The following is a 20,344-nucleotide window of genomic DNA, read 5'->3' as shown; positions in this document are numbered from 1 at the left end:
AAAGCTGACAATGAAGTTTTGCACGGGCAAAAAAACGGCTTAGACGAGGATGCCGCCGCTCTTGTGGTACTTCAAAATTCCTTCTGCAGCGCGGTACGAGAGCGCCCCCATCGTGCCTGTCGGGTTGTAGCCGCTGTTGTGCGCAAAGGCGGAAGCGCCGACGACGAACACGTTTTCCGCGTCCCACATTTGCAAGTAGTTGTTGACCGCAGAAGTTTCCGGCGATGCCCCCATGATGACCCCGCCTGTATTGTGCGTCGATTGGTACGGGGTAATATCGTAAGGCCCCAGTTTGCCGCGCACCTCCACTTTGCTGGCGCCCATTTCCCTGGCAATTTCCCCGCATTTCTCGGACAAAAAGGCGGCCAACTGCCTGTCCTGTTCCTCGAAGTCAAATGTAATCCGCATCAGCGGATCGCCAAAGGCGTCTTTGTACGTCGGGTCGAGATCGAGGAAATGATGGCGGAACGGCATGGAAGCTCCCTGCGCCCCGACGTTGACCGTGCGGTTCGCGTATTTGATTGAAGCGGCCTTGAACTCCTTGCCCCAGCTCGGCGTGCCTTCCGGAACCGTGTTGTTGGCGATCGGGCGCTGGCCGTACTGGGAGACGCTGATGTTGGCACCGTGAATGAAGTTCAGGCTGGAATGGTCAAAATTGTCGCCGTTGTAATCGTCGAGCACCATACCGAGCGAGCCGGCGCCAGCGTAGTTGTTGAACTCTTTGTCCTCGAAAAAGCCTGTCGCTCCGCCGCGCATGACCTGATAGCAGTAGTTTTTCCCGATGACGCCCTTGCCTGTATTCGGGTCGTACGGTCTGCCCAGCTTGGACATCAGCAGCAAGCGGGCATTGTTGAATACGTAGCTGGTCAGCACCACGATATCGGCTGGCTGCTCGATTTCCTCGCCCGTCGTCACATCCGTGTACAGCACGCCTGTCGCTTTGTTGCCCGTATGTAAAATGCGGCGCACGTGGGAATGCGTGCGGATTTCGAACTTCCCGGTCTTCTTCGCCACGGGAATGACCGTGACAACCGGGTCTGCCTTCGCGCCGTATTCACAACCAAACCGCTCGCAAAAGCCGCAATATTGACAGGCGGCCCGGGAAATACCGTCTGGATTGGTGTACGCTTCCGACAGGTTCGCGGACGGGAGCGGATACGGATGCAAATTCAGCTTTTTCGCCGCTTCCTCAAACAGCTTCATGCTCGGCGTCGTTTTCATCGGCGGCGTCGGGTACGGCTGGGAACGTTTGCCCCCGAGCGGATTTTCTGCTCCCGAAATGCCCGCCATTCGCTCGAATTTGTCAAAGTAAGGTTCCAGTTGATCGTACGTGATGCCCCAGTCCTGAATCGTCATGCCCTCGGGAATTTTCTTTTCGCCATAGCGTTCGACCGTCTTGCTGCGTATCTCAAAATCGTACGGCAAAAACCGGAACGTGTGGCCATTCCAGTGAACGCCCGATCCGCCCAGCCCCGTTCCCAGCAAAAAAGAGCCGTACGAGCGCATGGGGAGCGCGCGAACGTTGGTGTTGCTGCGGAAGGTGATCGTTTCCTTGGACAAGTCCTGCATCATTTCATAGCGGAGCGCGTAGCGCAGTTCGTCGTGTACCATGAAGTAATCTTCTGTTTTCCGCTCTTTGCCTCGCTCCAGTCCAACGACTGTCAGCCCCTGCCTCGTCAGCTCCGAGGCGATAATCCCTCCGCCCCAGCCTACACCCACGATGACGACATCCACTTTGGGCAATTTTTTGGCCATGTTGTTTCACCCCGTGTTGTCAGTGTTGATGATCCCGCAAACTCAAGGGCTCCATCTTCACGAATTTGTCTTGCTCGATCACCTGTGTATAGGTCATCTGATTACCTGGGTAATTTTTTAATCTCCAGCCATCCATATTTTTATTGCCGCCGTACAGCGGGTCAGCGTAGATCCCTTCGATTGTGCTGGCGCGCAGCATTTTGAAGAAAGCGCTGGCCGAGATCGTGGTCAGCTTCACCTCGTCTGTCTCAAACGCCTTCAGCACGGCGTCCTGCTGCTCAGGCGTGATCTCGTAAAAGCGTTTGCCATGTGTAGACTGGCTGTAGTTGTTCAGCTCCTGAATTCCGATGTCGAATATTTCCCGCCGCTTCAGCCTGCCCTGATAGCCCTGGGTCACTTCCCCCGGATAAAACGGACCTTGCATGTATTCGCGCGAGTTGAACCCCCAATCGCCCGCCAACTGGTGGTCGATGAAGTAAGCCGCGCCCAACGCTTTTGCCCCCGGGCCTAGCTCGTCTTCGGGGAAAATTCGCTCGCATGCGGCGTCCACTACCTTGAACTGCTCCGGACTGAAATACATCAGCGCCTGATTATAATCGGCAGCAGGAGCCGGTGTCGCTCCCGGTTGCGGTGGTGCTTCCGGCTTGCGGAGCAGGCTTCCTGCCACTCCCCCGACAACCAGACCACCGAGCACCAGACCAGTGTTTTTCAAAAAGTGCCGACGCGACACTGGCTGCTCATGCCTGTTGTTTGATTCTGCCAAATCTACCACCTCCAGTTCTCTCTTCCCTTGGTTTGCGCATTTTTTCGACAGGCTAAACGCATTTCCCGGAAATTTTCCCAACATGCTCCACACATAGTTTCCAGAGGCAAACAAAGGATATGGTTACCTATATAGCAACAGTTGGAGGGATTACGATGAAACGCTTAGGAACATGGGTGGGCAGCACCGGATTGGGCATCGCGCTTCTGCTTTCGGCCTGCAACAACCAGGCTGCGCCGCAAGAACCGGCCCGGACACATACCGTACATCCGGACAGAGCGGGCGAGACGGTCATTCCCAGCGTAGACCGCGACAAAAAGCTGACAACCAACTCTCACGGCACGACTTTCAGCGGAATGGGCAACGGCGTGTACAGCTCCATCGGCAGCTCGCATCTGCACAGCGGCGGCCCCTCGACCAAGCTGGAAGCACAGCTCGGCGCAGCCGGAGTTCACGGCATCCAGGCATTGATCGTCGGCGATGCTATTTTTCTTGCGCCGACGACCGCCAACCAGGCTTCGATCAATTCGATGGACCCGATGCAGTCCCACCTGCTGAGCAGCTATGCGGGCAGCAGCAGCAGAGGCAACGATACGGCGAACGGCATCGCAGGGGCGAAGGCGAGAACCAACACGACAGGCGTGCTGGGCACCAGCGATCGGAACGCTTTGTTTACGCAAGCGCGCACCGTCGTAGAGCGCCTGTACGGCACCGATGCGAAAGTCTGGACGGTCAACTCGAAAAAAGGGATCGACTCGCTGGAAAAAGTGAAAAAACATTTGCGAGACAACAACCGGGACAAAAAAATGGCGGACGAGCTGGACAGGCTCTTCCGCGAGGCGAAGCGATAGACAGACCGGCAAGCGCTGATCGGCCAGTTCATGAGAAAACATGGCTGCGTCAAGCCATTGGTCAAGACAAAAAGGGACAAGCAGCGCGCGCTTGTCCCTTTCCCTTTAGCTATGCAAAAATTCATCGATGGCCTTCACCGTCTCCTGTGGATGAGTCACCATCAGCAAATGAAGCGAATCCGGTATCGTCCTCACTTTTGCCTGCGGTACGGCATGCTGATAACGGACAGCGGCTTCCCGGCAAAAGGTCCGCTGCGCTTCATCAGGCAGCTTCGTTTCATCGGCGAGCAGCAACAGCACAGGGGCATCCGCTCTGCCTGTTACGCTGTATTCCAGCTCCCCTCCCGCGATCGGGATGCGGCTTGTCCGCACTACACTCGCTCCGGTTCCCCTCTTCATTTTGCCCGCGCTCCTTTCATCCCCGCTTTCGTCTGTGAAGCTGCTACTCATCGAATTTCACCAGCTCCAGCCTGGCTCCCTTGATTTTGACCAAATAAAACAAATAAACAAGGCCGACAAACGTCCACAACAGTCCGAGCATCATCGACTTGATATCAAGACTGATCCATAAAAACGCGATAAAAGCGGTCCCGATCAGCGGCGCCAGCAGATAGCCCCACCAATCGGCCATGCGCCTTTCCTGCTTGAGCCTGAGATAGTAGGCGATGACACTCAGGTTGACAAAGCTGAAGGCGATCAGCGCCCCGAAGTTGATGAACGACGTCGCGGTCAACAGGTCCAGGTAGAGCGCGGACAGCATCAGCGTCCCGACCAAAAGGACGTTGAGCAAAGGCGTTTTCAGCTTCGGATGCACATAGCCAAACCATTTTCGCGGCAAATAGCCGTCCCGCCCCATCGCGTACAAAAGCCGCGTGACGCTGGTCACCGACACAAGCCCGGAGGCGAGCGTAGAAGACAGCGCTGCCGCCAAAAACAGTAGCTGAAACACGGAGCCGCCGATAAACAGCGCGATTTCCGCGGAGGCCGCTTCGGGGTCAGACAATACAGAAACATCAGGAAACAACGATTGCATAAAGTACGAAGCGGTAATGAACAGCGCTCCCCCTGCCAGCGCGACCAGCAAAATCCCCCGGGGAATCGTCTTTTTGGCCTCGACCGTTTCCTCGGTCAGCGTGGTCACGGCATCGAAGCCCAAAAAGGAAAAGCAAAGAATCGAGGCGCCCGACAGTAACGCGACTACGGACAGATCGGGCGAGAAGAACGGCTGGATGTTGAATACGTGCCCAAGCCCCTCTCCCTGAACCAGACTGCGAATGGACAACCCCGCGAACAAAATGACAAAGGCGATTTGAAACAGCACGAGAAACGAGTTGACAGAAGCCGTCACGGTGACCCGGAACACATTCAATAATGTAATCAGTGCGATAAATCCGATAATCCACCACCTGGTCGGCACCTCGGGGAAGACGGACGATAAATACACCCCTGTCAGCAGGGCGTTAATCATGGGCAAAAACAAATAATCGAGCAGCGACGCCCATCCGACCAAAAATCCCGCATACGGATGGATCGTTTGCTGCGTGTACGTGTACGCGGTCCCTGCCGACGGGAACGCGCGGACCATTTTCCCGTAGCTCGCGGCGGTAAACAGGATGGCGAGCAGCGTCACTGCGTAGGCAGCAGGAACGTGTCCACCGGTTTCCTCGGCCACAATGCCAAAAGTGTCAAAGACGGCCATCGGAGCCATGTACCCCAGGCCAATTACGACGATATGCCACAGCTTCAAGCTGCGTGTAAGCTCTGCTCCCCCATTCACTGCCTGTCCTCCTTCTCTGGTGCACCACGAATAATTATACACGCGAATGAGAAAAGTTCCACGCCTTGCCTGATGAAAAAACGCTGTTGCACACGGTTTTCCCATGCCGCAACAGCGTTTTTGTGTTTGTCACAGCCTGCGCCTGTACTACGCTTTTGGCAGTTCGAACGAGCTTTTCAGCGAAACGATCCGGTTAAAGACCAGCTTGTCCGGCGTCGTATGCTTCGGATCGACGTTGAAGTATCCGTGGCGGAAAAACTGGTATTTGTCCTGCGCCTTCGTGTCTTTCATGTTCGGCTCGACGAATCCGTTCAACACTTCCAGCGAGTTCGGGTTGATGTTGTCCAGGAAGCTTCCTTCCGTGTCCTCATCGTCGAGAATCAGCGGCTCGTACAAACGGAACTCGGCAGGTACTGCCTGGCTCGCATCTACCCAGTGGATGGTCCCTTTTACCTTGCGTCCTGTAAACCCGCTTCCGCTCTTCGTCTCCGGGTCGTAGGTGCAGTGCAGCTCGATGACATTGCCATCCGCGTCCTTCACCACGTCGTTGCATTTGATGAAGTAGGCGTGCTTGAGACGGACTTCATTTCCCGGGAACAGGCGGAAATACTTGCTTGGCGGGTTTTCCATGAAGTCGTCCTGCTCGATGTAGATTTCGCGGGAGAACGGAATTTGACGATTGCCCATCTCCGGATTTTCCGGGTTGATTTCCGCTTCGAGCATCTCGACCTGGCCTTCCGGATAGTTCGTGATGACGACTTTCAGCGGATTCAAAACAGCCATCGTGCGCGGTGCTTTCAGCTTCAAGTCCTCGCGGATGAAATGCTCCAGCATTTTCGCGTCGACTGTACTATTGCTGCGCGCTACCCCGACTTCACGGGCAAACGTGCGAATCGCTTCCGGCGTAAAGCCGCGACGGCGGAAGCCTGCAATGGTCGGCATGCGCGGATCGTCCCAGCCATCGACGACGTTTTCGTCTACGAGCTGTTTCAGCTTGCGCTTGCTCATGACCGTGTTGGTCAGGTTCAGGCGGGCAAACTCGTACTGGCGCGGAACGTGCTCCATCTCGCACTCGCTGATGACCCAGTCGTACAGCGGACGATGGTCTTCAAATTCGAGCGAGCAGAGCGAGTGGGTCACGCCTTCAATCGCATCCTCCAGCGGGTGCGCGTAGTCGTACATCGGGTAAATGCACCATTTGTCTCCCGTGTTGTGGTGGGTCGTATGGGAAATGCGGTACAAAACCGGATCGCGCATGTTGATGTTCGGGGAGGACATGTCGATTTTGGCACGCAGCACTTTTTCCCCGTCCTTGAACTCTCCGTTGCGCATGCGCTCGAACAGGTCGAGGTTTTCCTCCACAGAACGGTTGCGGTACGGACTGTCTACGCCCGGCTCCGTCAACGTTCCGCGCAGCTTGCGCATCTCTTCGGCAGACAGATCGTCCACGTAGGCTTTGCCTTTTTGAATCAACAGCACCGCACGCTTGTACATCTCTTCAAAGTAATCCGATGCAAAAAACAGCCCGTCCCATTCAAAGCCAAGCCATTTGACGTCTGTTTTGATCGCTTCCACGTACTCAGTGTCTTCTTTCACCGGATTGGTATCGTCAAAACGGAGGTGAGCCTTGCCATTAAATTCGCTTGCCAGTTCAAAATTCAGGCAGATGGCTTTTGCATGTCCAATATGAAGATACCCGTTCGGCTCCGGCGGAAAGCGGGTAATGACTTCCTTGACCTTGCCTGCTTGCAGGTCGTCAATCACGATATTGCGGATAAAATTGGATGACGCTACCTTGTTTTCCAATGAAATCAACCTTTCACTTCACCTTTACATTCCATAATACTGATTCTCTTCCCAGAGTTCAACAAAATCGGGCCGTTGTCCGGCCCGCTGCGTCTACCACTCCTGCTCTTTTGGCCATCGCGATTGCGGCTGGCAGTACAGCGAAATGATCGAGTCGAGCGACCGCTGCTGTTCGGTAATGCCGCGAATGGTTTGCAAATGCTTAGGTCTTACGAGGTGGAGCAGCGGCTGTTCAACCTGATTGAACCGCTCGAAGGCGGCGGCTGCGATCTCATCCCATTGGCGATAGTAGCGCAGCAAGTCGTCAGGCATCACCCTTGAACGGCTCGTGCCCGGCTCCGGCAAACAGTCAAACGGTTCATCCAGGTTCAGCGTTCCGTAATCATCGGTCAGTTCCTCGCCCGGCAAAATGTCCCGCGCCGCCAGTTCCAGATCGTACATCGTCGCCACACAGGTCGCATGGAAGCTGTGGTTGACAAACCGGGCCTTATCCCAGCACAAGATGTATTTGCCGAACTGATTTTTGAACGAATATTTTTGCACGTCCTGTTTTCTTAATGGATCCAGTTTTTCCACAAATGCCGGGTCTAATACCTGATCGAGATCATCCTGGACCCAGACAATCGTGCCTTTGGGAATGAGCTTTGTCGCAAACACACCGTACCCGATCTCGTCGTTGATATAGCGAAGCTCTGTATCGGGATGCATCATGGTCGTTGTTTCACTCCTTGGCAAATGTGCCTTTTTATCATCATAAGCAGTTCGGCCAACAGAGGTGTGTGAATGTCGGTGAAAAACGCGTATTTCCCTGATGCTTCCTTTTTTCTAGATAAAAAGAAATTTCCTTATTTACCCCAATCGACAAATCGTCTATATTATTGACAAACAGGTTTAGGAAATTTTACCTGCAACATTTGCATTAATTTTTCATTGATATCGAAACGGCAAACCCGGGGAAATCCGGCGACGCAAAGCTAGAGGGGCTACCTCCGCACGAGCGGGCATGCCAGCCAGCTACCGAAATATTGATGTAGGACAAGACCAATGATCCTATATCATTGGTCTTTTTTTGCGCACTCATTGTCTGTTTTTGTCCATTTTTGTAGGTATGAGGAATTTTCTGTCTGTCCCGGTCAAGGAGGTGAGGCTGCGAAAAGCTGTCGGATTGTTGGAACCTTTTCACCAAAATACAAGGAGGCTTCATGAGATGTCACTTTGGAAAAAACTTTCTGCCGTCGCATTGACCGCCGCTATCGGCCTGACAACATTCGCTCCGGTCCAAGCTGCCAATCGTCCAACATCAATGTCGCCAAATGCCATGGTCACAACACCTCACTATCTGGCTACAGCCGCAGCCCTGAAAACGTTGGAAGACGGCGGAAACGCAGTAGACGCCGCGATTACCGCCGCCTCTACCCTCGCCGTCGTCTATCCGCACTACACGACCATTGGCGGGGATAACTTCTGGCTCATTTACAACGCCAAAACAAAAGAGCTGAAAGCATTGAACGGCAGCGGACGAGCTGGCGAAAAGGCAACCATCGAATACTACAAAAGCAAAGGCTACGACAAAATTCCTTCCCGCGGCTATGAGTCTGCCAACACGGTTCCCGGCGTTGTTTCCGGCTGGTGGGAAGCCTACAACTACGCGCACAAAAGCATGGGCAACAGCAAGCTGCCTTGGCACAAGCTGCTGGAGCCTGCGATCGGGTACGCCGAAAACGGCTATCCCGTCTCGCCCAACCAGGTTTACTGGACCAAGTACGCAACAGACCCGACTGACAACGAGCTGAAAAATCTCCAGCGCTTCGAGGGCTTCCGCAAAACGTTCCTGAAGCCGAACGGAGAGCCGTATGCCGCAGGCGAAATTCTCAAGCAAAAGGACCTTGCCAAAACGTTGCGAATCATTGCCCAAAAAGGCGCCGACGGATTTTACAAAGGCGAAGTCGCGCAAAAAATCGTCGCCGACCTGCAAAAAAACGGCGGGCTGCTCACGCTGAAAGACTTCGAGAAGCATACCTCCACCTGGGCGGAGCCGATTACGGTAGACTATCGCGGCTACAAGGCGTACAACGTGCCGCCCAACTCCCAGGGCATGGCCTCGCTCTCGATTTTGAACGTGCTGAACAACTTTGACCTCAAGAGCATGGGCGAAGGTACGCCGGATTACTACCACACGATCGTCGAAGCGACCAAACAAGCTTTTGCCGACCGTGACAAATGGCTGACTGACCCGGCATTCGTGGATATTCCTGTGGACGAGCTGTTGTCCAAGCAGCACGGAAAAGAACTGGCAGCGCGCATTGACATGAAGCAAGCGGCAAAAGCGGTCGAGCCGCTCGATCCAAAAGGCGATACTACGTGGTTTGGCGTCGTGGACAAGGACGGCAATGCCGTGTCGATCATCCAGAGCCACTACTTTGACTGGGGCTCCGGCATCGTCGCGAAAGACACGGGCGTCCTGTTGCAAAACCGCGGCAGCTACTTCTCTCTGGACCCGAAACACATCAATCACCTGGAACCGGGCAAACGCACCTTCCACACGATCAACCCGGCGATGCTCTTTAAAGGAGACAAGCCTTACCTGCTCTACGGAACACAAGGCGGCGAAGGCCAGCCGCAAACGCAGGCGGCGCTCGTCACGCGCATCGTCGACTTCGGCTTCAGCGTGCAGGACGCGATTGAAGCGCCAAGATGGCTGCACGGCCGCAACTGGGGCTCTGCCTCCAACAACCTGAAAGTCGAAAGCCGGATTCCGCAGGACGTTCTGGACGAGCTGGTGAAGCGCGGCCATCCGGTCGAAAAGCTGGAAGCAGCCTACACCGATGCGATGGGCCAGTCCGGCGCGATCTTGATTGATCCGCAAACGAATGTGAAGTTTGGCGGCGCTGACCCTCGCGGGGAAGGCGCGGCAATGGGATATTAATCGCTCGTCAGGCTGCTGAGTCTTCTCGGCAGTCTGACTGTGCATTTCTTTCGGGCAGGCAGCGTTCTACGCAAGACAGAAAGAAATTGCCAAGCACGAATTTAGGAGTGGAAAAGCCTATGTTTTTGTTCAAAAAGCTGAGGAACAAAATGATTCTCTGGTTTCTCACCGTTGCAGTCATTCCTCTGGCCGTCGTTTCGCTGTTTATTACGAACAGCTTTTCATCCATCCTGATCGACAAGCAAAAAGCGTCGTATGTCGACCTGACCTCCAGTACCGCGATGGCGATGGATCAATATTTGGACCGGCGCATGACCGAAATTCAGGTGTTGGCCCGCACCTCTGATATTCAATCGGACGACGCGGCGGCGAAAAACGAGTTCATCCGCAAGTTTACCGAAGAAATGAAGCTGTACGACGGCAATACGTTTATCGGCAGCGACGGAAAAGTATCCGCCGATACGTTCCCGAAAAGCGTCGGGATCGACCTTGGCGAGCGGCAATTTTTCAAGGACGGCATGCAGGGCAAACCGAGCTACTCCGATGTCCTGGTCGCCAAAACAACGGGCAACCGTTCGATCATCGTCGCTGCTCCCGTCACCGGCAAAAACAAGGAGGCGCTCGGCGTCCTGACCGGGCTTGTCAACGTGGACGAGTTCGCCGCGACGTTTCTGGCCAATCTGAACGTCGGCAGCGACGGTTACCCGATTCTGGTGGACAACAAGCACCAGATTCAATACCACCCCAACCAGGAGCTGATCGGAAAGCCGCTTGCGGAATCGGCTCTGCCCCAGCCTTTGGTCGACATTTTGCAAGCGGACAAAGCCGAGAAAGGCTCCTACAGCTACTCCGACCAAGGCAAGGAATACGTCGTCACATACTCGCCGATTTCGAAAACGAACTTTGGCCTGTACTTGCACATTCCGGTCGAATCTATCACGGCCGCCGTTTCTTCCGTCAGCAACAACGTCATGCTGATCGTTTTTGGCGTAGTTGCTGTAGTCATCGCCATCGCGTATGCGATCTCGCGCCAGATCACCCGTCCGATTGTGGATGTGGCCTCTGTGGCGAACCGCATTTCCGAAGGCGAACTCACCGTGCAGCCTCTGCGAATCCGCTCGCAGGATGAGGTCGGACAGCTATCCCAGTCGGTAAACACAATGGTGCACAACTTGCGCACGATCATTCAACAGGTCAACGACACAGCTACCGATCTCGCCTCTTCCGCAGAAGAGCTGTCGGTGAATGCGGAACATACCAGCAAGGCGACGGAACAAATTGCGATTACGATTCAGGAAGTGGCCTACGGCGCGGAAAAACAGGTGAGGAGCGTAGAAGACAGCGTGCACGCCATGCAAGGGGTGTCACAAGGGGCGCAGCAAGTAGCGGCGAATGCCCAGTACGCGGACGAATCGGCCATGAGCGCTTCCCGGATCGCCGTGGAAGGCAACGAGGCGCTGCAGGTCGTCATCAGCCAGATGCAGTCCATTGAAAATACGGTCAGCAACATTGCGGATATCGTCAAACGGCTGGGAAACAGCTCGCAGGAAATCGGGCAAATCGTGCAGGTCATCACGGCGATCGCGGAGCAAACGAACCTGCTCGCGCTAAACGCCGCCATCGAAGCCGCCAGAGCGGGCGAGCAAGGCCGCGGTTTCGCGGTGGTGGCAGACGAAGTACGCAAATTGGCCGAGCAGTCCGCCCAATCGGCGCAGCAGATTAAAGAGCTGATTACCGCCATTCAACTGGAATCCAATCAGGCTGTGCTGTCGATGGAGCAAGGCACCAAGGAAGTCGCGCTCGGCTTGACGGTCGTAAACAACGCCGGAAAATCGTTTGAGCAGATTCAGGATGCAGTCGCACAAGTAGCGAGCCAAATCCAGGAAGTGAAGCTATATTCCGAACAAATGTCTGCCGGAACCGAGAAGGTCGTCGAATTGGTCAGCGTCATTGAACAGGTCGCTGAAAGCTCGGCAGACGGAACCCAGAGCGTGTCAGCCGCCACTGAGGAACAACTGGCCGCCATGGAGGAAGTGAACTCCTCTGCTGCTTCCCTGGCGAGAATCGCAGAAGAGCTGCAATCTCATGTGAGCCGGTTCAAAATATAGCGGGAACATGCTTAAAAGCCGTCGGGACCGATTCTCCCCGACGGCTTTTTGTTCATGCTCGCTTAGCCCAGTGTCAGCATCCGGTCAGGATGGTTGGTGCAAATTTGCACCTCGGGATGCCAGGACATGACTTCCCGGATGTACGCAGGCTCATCTAGCGTCCAGGCTATGACCTTGAACCCTTTTTCAATCGCGGCGGCTGTCAGCTCCCGCGTCAGATACGGATAGCCCATGGACAAGATGCTGGCGCCTGCCGCCTCGATCTGCTCCAGCATGAGCACGGGACGGCCGTAGACGATCAGCCCCGTCTGCACCTCCTGATCGAGCGTGCGCACGTGGCGAATCAGTTCGTGGTCAAACGACGTCACATACACTTCCTGCTTCATTCCGTACTGCTCCACCAGCGCCAGCACCTTTTCCGCAATTCCCGGGTACATGTCGCTCGTCGCCTTCAGCTCGATGTTCAGCGTGCAGTGGCCCTTGATCGCAGCCAGCGCTTCCGCCAGAGTCGGAATTTTTTCGCCTGCAAACTTCTCGTCGAACCATTTGCCCGCATCGAGCTGGCGCAGTTCCTCAAGCGTGTGGTCTTTGACTAGCCCGCTTCCGTTCGTCGTGCGCTCCAGCGTAAAATCGTGAATCAGGACCGGAACACCGTCACGCGTCAACTGCACGTCAATCTCCATCGCCTGGATCGCAGGCTCGGCCAGCGCCAGTTGAATCGCAGCCATCGTATTTTCCGGTGCTTTGCCCGACCAGCCGCGATGGGCCATACATATGTTCATGTCGCGAGCTCCTCTCTGTATCGTGCCGCTCTTATTTTTTCAGCAGCTTGCTGCCTTTGTCCGTCGCATTTTGCAGTGCTTCGTCAATCGTTGCCTGTCCGAGCATGGCGCGTTGCAGTTCTTTCTGGATGACATCCTGCAGCTCTTTGTAGCCAGGGGCCATCGGACGTGGATAGCCGTATTGCAACTGATCGACCGCGACCTTGAAGTTCGGATCTTTTTCATAGAATGCCTTCATCTCCGGCGAATCTACAGCGTCAGTCGTCACAGGCATGTATCCGGAAGCGATCGACCACGGCACTGTTTGCTCGGTGTCGGTCATCCACTTCATGAACTCCCACGCCGCTTTTTTCTCGGCGTCAGACGACTTCGCCAGCATCACCAGGTTGGCGCCGCCTGTAGGCGTACCGTAGTTTTTATTCGCTGGCAGGAAAGCTGCCCCCATGTCAAATTTGGCATTTTTCTTCAACTCCGTCAAGGAGCCTGTCGTGGTGAAAATCATGCCGACCTTTTGGTTCAAAAAGTCCTGTTCCGCTACATCCCACGCGTTGTAGTTTTCGCCTGGAGGGTTTTTCATCAGCCCTTCCTTGACCATTTTGGACCACAGCTCAAGCGGTGCCTTGCCCGCCTCGTTGTTCAGCGTCAGCTCCTTGCCGTCCTCGCTCAAAATGCTGCCGCCGCCCTGGAATACAAGCGCCTCGTAGAACCAGATGTCAACAGGTGTGGAGAAGCCGTAGCGGGTAACTTTGTCGCCTTCCTTCTTGGTCAGCTTTTGCGAAAAGCTGATAAGCTCATCCCATGTTTTCGGGCCGTTCGGATCGAGCCCCGCTTCCTTGAGCATGTCGCGGTTGATGTACAGAAGCGGTGTGGAACGGTTGAAAGGCACGGCGTACAGTTTGTCTTTCCAGTAGGAGTTCTTCATCAGGCCGGGAATGTATTTTTTCTCCTCGCCTTGCGAGTACGGCGTCAAATCTTCCAGTACTTTCGCATCGGCAAAGGCGGCGATCGACGCGATCTCTACCATCGTCACATCGGGATTGTTGCCCGCCGCGACAGAGGCGAGCACCTTGGAGTGGTTCTCCTGATAAGCGCCCTGGTATGCCGCTTTTACTTTAATATCCTTATGTGTCTCGTTGAACTTTTTGACCATATCTTCAATCGTTTTCCCGCGCACGCCGCCGAGCGCATACCAGAAGTCGATCTCCACCGGGCCGTTTTCTGCCGCTGTTTCCGCTGCCGGCTGGGTAGTCGCGTTGCCCGTGCCGGCAGCCTGCTCCTTGCCAGTCGAGCCGCAGCCAGCCAGTACGCCTGACAAGCCGAGAGCAAGTGCACATAGAATCGTTCCTGTCTTTTTCATCGCCTTCATGATTTGGTTTCCTCCCACATCGTTTTCGATTATTTGGATTGGTAGACAAACGCTTTGATGATATGGCGCTGGGCCACGAAGAAAATGACGAGAATCGGCAGGATGAGGATCATGTTCCCCGCCATCATGACGTTCCACAGCGTGCCGCCGTCTGACATGTGCAGACTCGAAATCCCGATCGGCAGTGTGCGCACCTCGTCGCTGTTGGTCATAATCAGCGGCCAGAAGTAGTCGTTCCAGTGATAAATGAAGCTGAACAGCCCGAATGTGACCAGCACCGGCTTCGCCATCGGCACCATGATCGTCCACATGATTTTCCACTCCGAGGCATTGTCCAGCCGCGCCGCCTCGATCACCTCGTCCGGCACCTGCATGAACGCCTGGCGAAGCAGGAAAATTCCGAATGCGCTCGCCGCGTATGGAATAATCAGCGACCAGAGCGTATTGACCAGCCCCCAGCCACTCAGTTGCACGTAGATCGGCAAAAAGATCACCTGTCCGGGAATCATCAGGACGATCAGCACGAGGCCAAACAACAAGTTGCGGCCGGGAAACTGATAGCGGGCAAACGCATAGGCAGCAGGAACTGCGGTCAAAAACTGCAGCACCAAAATTCCGACGGCCACCAAAATGCTGTTCACCGTGTACATGAGAAACGGCCCAGACTCCCAGGCGTGGGCAAAATTGCTCCACTCCCACGATTCAGGCAGCATGGTCGGCGGAAACTGCCTGACCTCCGGCATCGTCTTGAAGGCGGTAGAGGCCATCCATAAAAACGGAAACACAAACAACAAAGCGACAACCAAAAGCCCGACCCACTCTGCTGTTTTCAAAGAGATTGCACCCACTCGTTTCATGCTGTTCCTCCTTTCTCTCGCATGTCGTCAACGATAGTGCACACGCTTGGACATGAACACGAAGTGCAGTGCCGTTAAAATCCCTACCAGAATCAACAGGATGACGGATGCAGCCGCAGCCAGCCCGCCGTTGTAAAAATCCATCCCTTGCTCGTAAATGTAGTAGACGAGCATGTTCGTGCTGTTGATCGGCCCACCTTGGGTCATGATCGCAATCGTATCGAATGCCTGAAACGACGAGATCGTATTGATGATGAGCAAAAAGAAGATCGTCGGTGACAGCATCGGTACCGTAATCCGCACAAGCGTCCGCCACCAAGGCGATTGATCGAGCGCGGCCGCCTCGTAAATGTCTCCCGGAATGCTTTGCAGCCCGGCAATGAAAATGAGCGTGTTGTACCCGACGCCTTTCCAGATGCTGACGATGATGAGAGACAACAACGAGCTTTTCGGATCGGTCAGCCAGGTGTATCCCGGCAGCCCGACAGCTTCGAGCGCCGCGTTCAGCAGCCCGAACTGCGGGTCCATCAGCCACATCCAGAGCATAGAGACAGAAACGAGCGAGATGATGTGCGGGCTGAACACTGTTGCCTGGATGATTCCGTACACTTTTGCCTTCTTGTTCAGCCACAGCGCGAGCAAAAAGGAGAGCGTCAAGCCGATTCCCACTGTCGCGACGGTGAAGACCGCCGTATTGCCCAGCACTTGCCGAAAATCTTGGTCGCCGAGCAAATCGCGGTAGTTTTGCAGCCCGACCCAATCCATTTCTTCGAGGTTAATCAGCGACCAGTCCAAAAAGCTCAAATAGATGATCGACCCGATCGGGTAAAAAAAGAACAGCAAAAAGCAGATCATCGCAGGCGCCAGATAGAGGTACGGGCGAAGACGCGTCGCGAGCTCCAGCCATGCCGCAGGCTTCACAGCCGCTTTTGCCTGCACCTGTCCGGTACCCGGCAGCTCGTGGGCAGTTGCCGCCTTTCGCATCAGCTCACCCCTCCTGCAAGCGTCGATACTTGCTCGCGTCCGCCCAGTCGGCCCACTCTTTTTCCGCTTGCCCGATCAAACACGTACATGTGCGGCTTTGCGACTGTGACGGTAACGGCTGCGCCAAGCTGCCCCGCTTCCTCGGTGTCGGCCTTGACGATTACCCTGCCTTTTTCCGTCTCCACATGGAACAGCGTGTCCGAGCCGAGTATTTCCCGGGAGACGATCTGGCCTTTTGCCACCCATCTGTCGTCGGCCGGAACCGGGGAGACCGATGCAGGCAAAAGCAGCGCTTTTTCCGGGCGAAATCCCCACAACTGCTCGCTTCTGCCTTCCGCCGGCACGACGTTCATCGCGGGCGAGCCAATAAACTGGGCGACAAACAAGTTTTCCGGCTCCTGGTACAAATCCATCGGGGCCGCCACCTGCATGATGTGTCCGTCGCTCATGACGACGATCTGGTCGCCCATCGTCATCGCCTCCACCTGGTCGTGCGTCACGTAGATGAAGGTGCTTCCGAGTTGTTTGTGCAGGCTGGTCAGCTCTACGCGCATCTGGTTGCGCAGCTTCGCGTCCAGGTTGGACAGCGGCTCGTCCATCAAAAATACTTTTGGCTTTTTCACCATCGCCCGGGCGAGAGCGACGCGCTGCCGCTGACCCCCGGAGAGCTGGGACGGCTTGCGCTTGAGATAGTCGGACAACCCGACGATTTCCGCGATTTCCTCTACGAGCACCTTGCATTCTTTTTTGGAAGTTCCCCGGTTTCGCAAGCCGTAGGCGATATTGTCGAACACGTTCATCGTCGGGTAGAGCGCGTAGTTTTGAAACACCATGGCGACATCGCGCTTTCCGGGCGGCAACGCGTTCACCGCCTGATCGCCAATGAGAATGTCCCCGCCTGACACCGTCTCCAGACCTGCGATCATCCGCAAAGTCGTCGATTTTCCGCACCCCGATGGCCCTACCAGAACGGTAAAGGAGCCGTCCGGAATCACCAGATCCAGTCCTTTGACCACCTTTTGGTTCTGAAAGGTTTTCGTTACCCCTTGCAATACCACTCGCGCCATTTCTTCATCTCCCTCCTTGCGCCTTGGCGGCCAGCATATCAGTGACAAATGACTCAAAATCGGCATAGCGGAAATCAGGCACCGCGTAGAGCCATTCCTCTTGCCCGTACCACTCCAGCACTGCGGCCGACACCCCGCCGGCAACAGCCGCCAGCACGTCGTAGCGGCTATCTCCAATCATCATCGCCTGCTCCGGGTATCTGCCCAGACTTGCCAGCGCTTTGTGCACAGGCTCGGCAGCAGGCTTGCCTCTCGTCACGTCGTCGACGGTGACGATCACGTCGAACAGCCTGTCAATCCCCGCCTGCTCCAGCCCGGCCAGCGCAAATTCCCGCTGCTTGTTGGTGACAACCGCCAGTTGGTAGCCCGCCTGCTTCAATTTTTCCAGCCCTTCTCGCACGTAAGGAAACAGGCGGACGTGCCGGGCATGGTTTTCGCGCACGTAGGCAAAGTACTTGTCCAGCACCTCGCGCTTGTCAGGCACGCCTGCTGCCGCAGCTACAGCCGCCAAAAAATCGTCAAACGACTCGCCAAAGCGCGCGAGCAGCTCTTCCCGGCTGAAGTGACCCGGCGCATACTCTTCTGCTGTATAGGCGACCGCGTCGATGACCGCATCCCGGCTGTCCAGCAGGGTGCCATCCAGATCAAACAGCAACGCTTGAATCATGCAAAAAACTCTCCTTCCACAATAGGGGGCTGCCGACTGACACCGCAGTCGCTCCATGCTGCCATACTTCCTCCATTTGTTCCCGCTTGCGGATTAATCCTCCAGCAATAATCGGAATATCAATCACCCGCTTGTACTCCGCGATGTACTCCGGCAAGAGGGCAGGCATCAGCTCGACCGCGTCAGGCTGCGTTTCCTGCAGAGACGACAGCCCGGACTTGAGCGAGTCGCTATCGACGAGAAACAGCCGCTGGATCGTCAACAAGCCTTGCTTTTTCGCCAGCTTGACCAGCGTATTGCGCGTGGTCACAATCCCGTCCGGCTTCACGTAATGCGCCAAAAAGGCGATGCCTTCCCGGTCGTAGCTGATGCCGCCGATTCTTTCCAGGTGAAGAAACACCGGGATATTCCTGCTTTTGAAAAAGTCCACGTAGCCTTTTATTACACCGATATTGCCGATCGAGAGCACCGCGGCACTCACCTGCGCCTCGGCCGCTTTTTCCAGGTACTTCGCCTCCTTCACGGAAGCGATCAGCTTGTACGCGGCCAGCCTGGCATGAAACTGCTCCTGATTCATTCGTAAGCCTCCTTTGCCCTCAACAAAAAAACCCACAGCGACATGACAATTGCCAAAGAACTCTCGATGAAAGTGCTTGGAAAGGCTGTCGGGGGTTTCTCCATGGCTCCAACCGAAGGGATGTATTCACTTGTTACTTTGAATGGTAATGCACCAGCATTAAGAGAACTTGAAGCGTTTGTAAAAAAAGGGCAAAGTTCCTGTAAGGATGCGATTGACGAAAATCGCCGAGCAGGAGTATGATCCATCTATATTCAAATAATCAAATATTCGAATATACGAAAAGAAGGGTTGCTACCATGAAGTGGGCCGCTAGATTTGAGGGCTACAATACGCAAGCATTCAGAAAAGACTGCGTGTCAGGACTAATCGTAGGGATTATCGCAATTCCGCTTGGCATGGCGTTCGCGATCGCCTCAGGCGTCAAACCGGAGTACGGGATTTACACCACCATCATCGCGGGTACGCTCATCTCGCTTTTTGGCGGCTCCCGCTACCAGATCGGCGGGCCGACCGGGGCCTTTATCCCGATTTTGTTTGCCATCGTCATGCAGTACGGCTATGAGGATTTGCTGCTCGCGGGCTTCATGGCCGGGATTCTTCTCGTCCTGATGGGGCTGCTCAAGCTTGGCGGACTTATCAAATTCATCCCCCGCCCCGTCACCATCGGATTTACTGCCGGGATTGCCGTCATTATTTTTACGGGGCAGATCGCCAATTTCCTCGGTCTGTCGCAAGTGCAGCGGCACGAGGACTTTTTGTCCAACATGAAGGAAGTCGCCGTTCACCTCGATACAACCAGCTTGTACAGCGTAGCGACGGCAGTCTTGAGTCTCGCCATTATTTTAATCACGCCGCGCTTCGTGCGAAATATTCCAGGCTCGCTCGTCGGCCTGGTCATTTCCAGCGTCGTTGCCTTCCTCTTTTTCGAAGGAAAAGTCGCGACGATCGGTTCGACCTTCGGAGAGATTCCCAACGCGCTGCCCGGCTTCCATTTTCCTGAAATTACGCTGGAGCGCGTCCAAAAACTGCTGAGTCCCGCTCTAATCATTGCTATACTAGGAGCGATAGAGTCTTTGCTGTCTGCGGTAGTCGCGGATGGCATGACACGCAGTCGCCACAACAGCAACCAGGAGCTGATCGGGCAAGGCATCGCCAACATGGTGACGCCGCTTTTCGGGGGAATACCCGCTACAGGCGCGATTGCCAGAACCGCGACGAATATCCGCAGCGGAGCGACCTCCCCTGTGTCCGGAATCGTCCACGGCATCGTCGTCCTGCTCATTCTCGTCCTGCTCGCTCCTTACGCCTCGCACATTCCTTTGGCGAGCATGGCGCCGATTCTGATGCTGGTCGCCTGGAACATGAGCGAGCGCAAGGAATTTGCGCACATCCTGAAAGCAAGGACGAGCGACTCTCTCGTGCTGCTGATTACTTTTTTGTTGACTGTCTTTACGAATCTGACTACCGCCGTCGAGGTCGGGCTGGTGCTGGCCGTGCTGCTGTTTATCAAACGAATGCGCGAAAGCCTGCGAGTAGCCAAAGTATTGCCCGACCCTTCCTTGAAGCATGAGAAGGTCACGCCTCACATGGTGACGTCCCAGCACGATTGCCCGCAAATCAGCATCTACACGATCGAGGGACCGCTCTTTTTCGGGGATGCCGATCTGTTCGAAAGCTCGCTTGCGAACACGTTGCAGCATCAGCCAAAAGTGTTGCTGCTGCGAATGGGCAAAGTACCGTTTCTGGACATGACGGGCGAAGCCAATTTGTCGCGGATCGTGAAACAATGCATGAGTCAGGGAACAACGGTACTCGTCTCCGGAATCCAAAACGCCCCGAAACAAATTTTAGAGCGCACGGGCCTTTATGCGCTCATCGGCGAAGCACACTTTTTCGACCACACCGGAGAGGCAATCGAGTACGCCCTGCGCCGGCTGGACGTCGGCAAATGTCTGGGCTGCCAGCACTTTGCTTTCCGGGAATGCGCGAGCCTGGCTGATCCTCACTCGCAAACGGCTTGCGTGCAGCAAACATCCCAAACATCGGTATGACGAA

General features: G+C 55.2%; 18 protein-coding genes and 1 riboswitch. Of the genes, 5 read left to right on the top strand and 13 right to left on the bottom strand.

Annotated features, from left to right (window positions below):
* Positions 1-39: 39 nt before the first annotated feature.
* Together M655_RS02265 and M655_RS02260 are read right to left on the bottom strand one after the other, a co-directional pair.
* On the bottom strand, positions 40-1,755 hold the full coding sequence (locus M655_RS02265; RefSeq protein WP_005830310.1) for a GMC family oxidoreductase: 1,716 nt from the start codon (positions 1,753-1,755) through the stop codon (positions 40-42).
* Positions 1,756-1,774: 19 nt separating this feature from the next.
* On the bottom strand, positions 1,775-2,527 hold the full coding sequence (locus M655_RS02260) for a gluconate 2-dehydrogenase subunit 3 family protein (protein WP_122953104.1): 753 nt from the start codon (positions 2,525-2,527) through the stop codon (positions 1,775-1,777).
* 146 nt (positions 2,528-2,673) lie between these two features.
* On the opposite strand from M655_RS02260, the gene M655_RS02255 reads away from it, so the two are divergent.
* Positions 2,674-3,369: a hypothetical protein gene (locus tag M655_RS02255; RefSeq protein ID WP_005830315.1), complete on the top strand. Its 696-nt coding sequence runs from the start codon at positions 2,674-2,676 to the stop codon at positions 3,367-3,369.
* A gap of 105 nt (positions 3,370-3,474) precedes the next feature.
* Here the strand turns inward: M655_RS02255 and M655_RS02250 are convergent, their stop codons facing one another.
* The 4 genes from M655_RS02250 to M655_RS02235 form a co-directional block, all read right to left on the bottom strand.
* On the bottom strand, positions 3,475-3,768 hold the full coding sequence (locus M655_RS02250) for an alpha/beta fold hydrolase (protein ID WP_005830317.1): 294 nt from the start codon (positions 3,766-3,768) through the stop codon (positions 3,475-3,477).
* 43 nt (positions 3,769-3,811) lie between these two features.
* A complete protein-coding gene (locus tag M655_RS02245; protein ID WP_005830319.1) occupies positions 3,812-5,146 on the bottom strand; it encodes an APC family permease in 1,335 nt (444 codons plus the stop codon).
* 147 nt (positions 5,147-5,293) lie between these two features.
* Entirely contained in the window at positions 5,294-6,961 is a 1,668-nt protein-coding gene (locus M655_RS02240) for a glutamine--tRNA ligase/YqeY domain fusion protein (RefSeq protein ID WP_035316699.1), read from the bottom strand.
* An 84-nt stretch (positions 6,962-7,045) separates the two neighbouring features.
* Positions 7,046-7,663: an SET domain-containing protein gene (locus M655_RS02235; RefSeq protein ID WP_005830323.1), complete on the bottom strand. Its 618-nt coding sequence runs from the start codon at positions 7,661-7,663 to the stop codon at positions 7,046-7,048.
* Between the two features lie 222 nt (positions 7,664-7,885).
* A riboswitch (cyclic di-GMP riboswitch) is annotated at positions 7,886-7,974 on the top strand.
* 185 nt (positions 7,975-8,159) lie between these two features.
* Here M655_RS02235 and ggt point away from each other — a divergent pair.
* Complete coding sequence (gene ggt / locus M655_RS02230; RefSeq protein WP_007777292.1) at positions 8,160-9,878, top strand: gamma-glutamyltransferase; 1,719 nt, start codon at positions 8,160-8,162, stop codon at positions 9,876-9,878.
* A gap of 119 nt (positions 9,879-9,997) precedes the next feature.
* A complete protein-coding gene (locus M655_RS02225) occupies positions 9,998-11,986 on the top strand; it encodes a methyl-accepting chemotaxis protein (protein WP_026557583.1) in 1,989 nt (662 codons plus the stop codon).
* A 62-nt stretch (positions 11,987-12,048) separates the two neighbouring features.
* Here the strand turns inward: M655_RS02225 and M655_RS02220 are convergent, their stop codons facing one another.
* The 7 genes from M655_RS02220 to M655_RS02190 are packed head-to-tail and all read right to left on the bottom strand — an operon-like array spanning position 12,049 to position 18,286.
* Positions 12,049-12,768 (bottom strand): glycerophosphodiester phosphodiesterase, encoded by a 720-nt coding sequence (locus M655_RS02220; protein ID WP_007777298.1) that lies wholly within the window; start codon positions 12,766-12,768, stop codon positions 12,049-12,051.
* A gap of 31 nt (positions 12,769-12,799) precedes the next feature.
* Positions 12,800-14,134, bottom strand: a complete 1,335-nt coding sequence (locus tag M655_RS02215; protein WP_005827586.1) for an ABC transporter substrate-binding protein — start codon at positions 14,132-14,134, stop codon at positions 12,800-12,802.
* Between the two features lie 29 nt (positions 14,135-14,163).
* Positions 14,164-14,991: a carbohydrate ABC transporter permease gene (locus tag M655_RS02210; RefSeq protein WP_005827584.1), complete on the bottom strand. Its 828-nt coding sequence runs from the start codon at positions 14,989-14,991 to the stop codon at positions 14,164-14,166.
* Between the two features lie 27 nt (positions 14,992-15,018).
* Positions 15,019-15,975 (bottom strand): carbohydrate ABC transporter permease, encoded by a 957-nt coding sequence (locus tag M655_RS02205; RefSeq protein ID WP_005827582.1) that lies wholly within the window; start codon positions 15,973-15,975, stop codon positions 15,019-15,021.
* On the bottom strand, positions 15,975-17,042 hold the full coding sequence (locus tag M655_RS02200) for an ABC transporter ATP-binding protein (protein ID WP_026557584.1): 1,068 nt from the start codon (positions 17,040-17,042) through the stop codon (positions 15,975-15,977). Before M655_RS02200 ends, M655_RS02205 begins: the two co-directional genes overlap by 1 nt.
* Positions 17,043-17,046: 4 nt before the next feature.
* Positions 17,047-17,709 (bottom strand): HAD family hydrolase, encoded by a 663-nt coding sequence (locus M655_RS02195; protein ID WP_005827579.1) that lies wholly within the window; start codon positions 17,707-17,709, stop codon positions 17,047-17,049.
* Positions 17,687-18,286 carry a glycerol-3-phosphate responsive antiterminator gene (locus tag M655_RS02190; RefSeq protein ID WP_005827577.1) on the bottom strand — a complete coding sequence of 200 codons (600 nt, stop codon included), beginning with the start codon at positions 18,284-18,286 and terminating at the stop codon, positions 17,687-17,689. Before M655_RS02190 ends, M655_RS02195 begins: the two co-directional genes overlap by 23 nt.
* Positions 18,287-18,388: 102 nt before the next feature.
* On the opposite strand from M655_RS02190, the gene M655_RS02185 reads away from it, so the two are divergent.
* Positions 18,389-18,529: a hypothetical protein gene (locus M655_RS02185; protein ID WP_155808538.1), complete on the top strand. Its 141-nt coding sequence runs from the start codon at positions 18,389-18,391 to the stop codon at positions 18,527-18,529.
* Positions 18,530-18,585: 56 nt separating this feature from the next.
* On the top strand, positions 18,586-20,340 hold the full coding sequence (locus tag M655_RS02180) for a SulP family inorganic anion transporter (protein ID WP_026557585.1): 1,755 nt from the start codon (positions 18,586-18,588) through the stop codon (positions 20,338-20,340).
* The last annotated feature ends 4 nt before the right edge of the window (positions 20,341-20,344 follow it).

Origin of the sequence: Brevibacillus sp. NSP2.1, assembly GCF_000470975.2 — a bacterium.
GTDB classification, from domain to species: domain Bacteria; phylum Bacillota; class Bacilli; order Brevibacillales; family Brevibacillaceae; genus Brevibacillus; species Brevibacillus agri.
The sequence above is the reverse complement of the archived record's forward strand: the minus strand, read 5'-3'. Positions and strand labels throughout refer to the sequence as shown.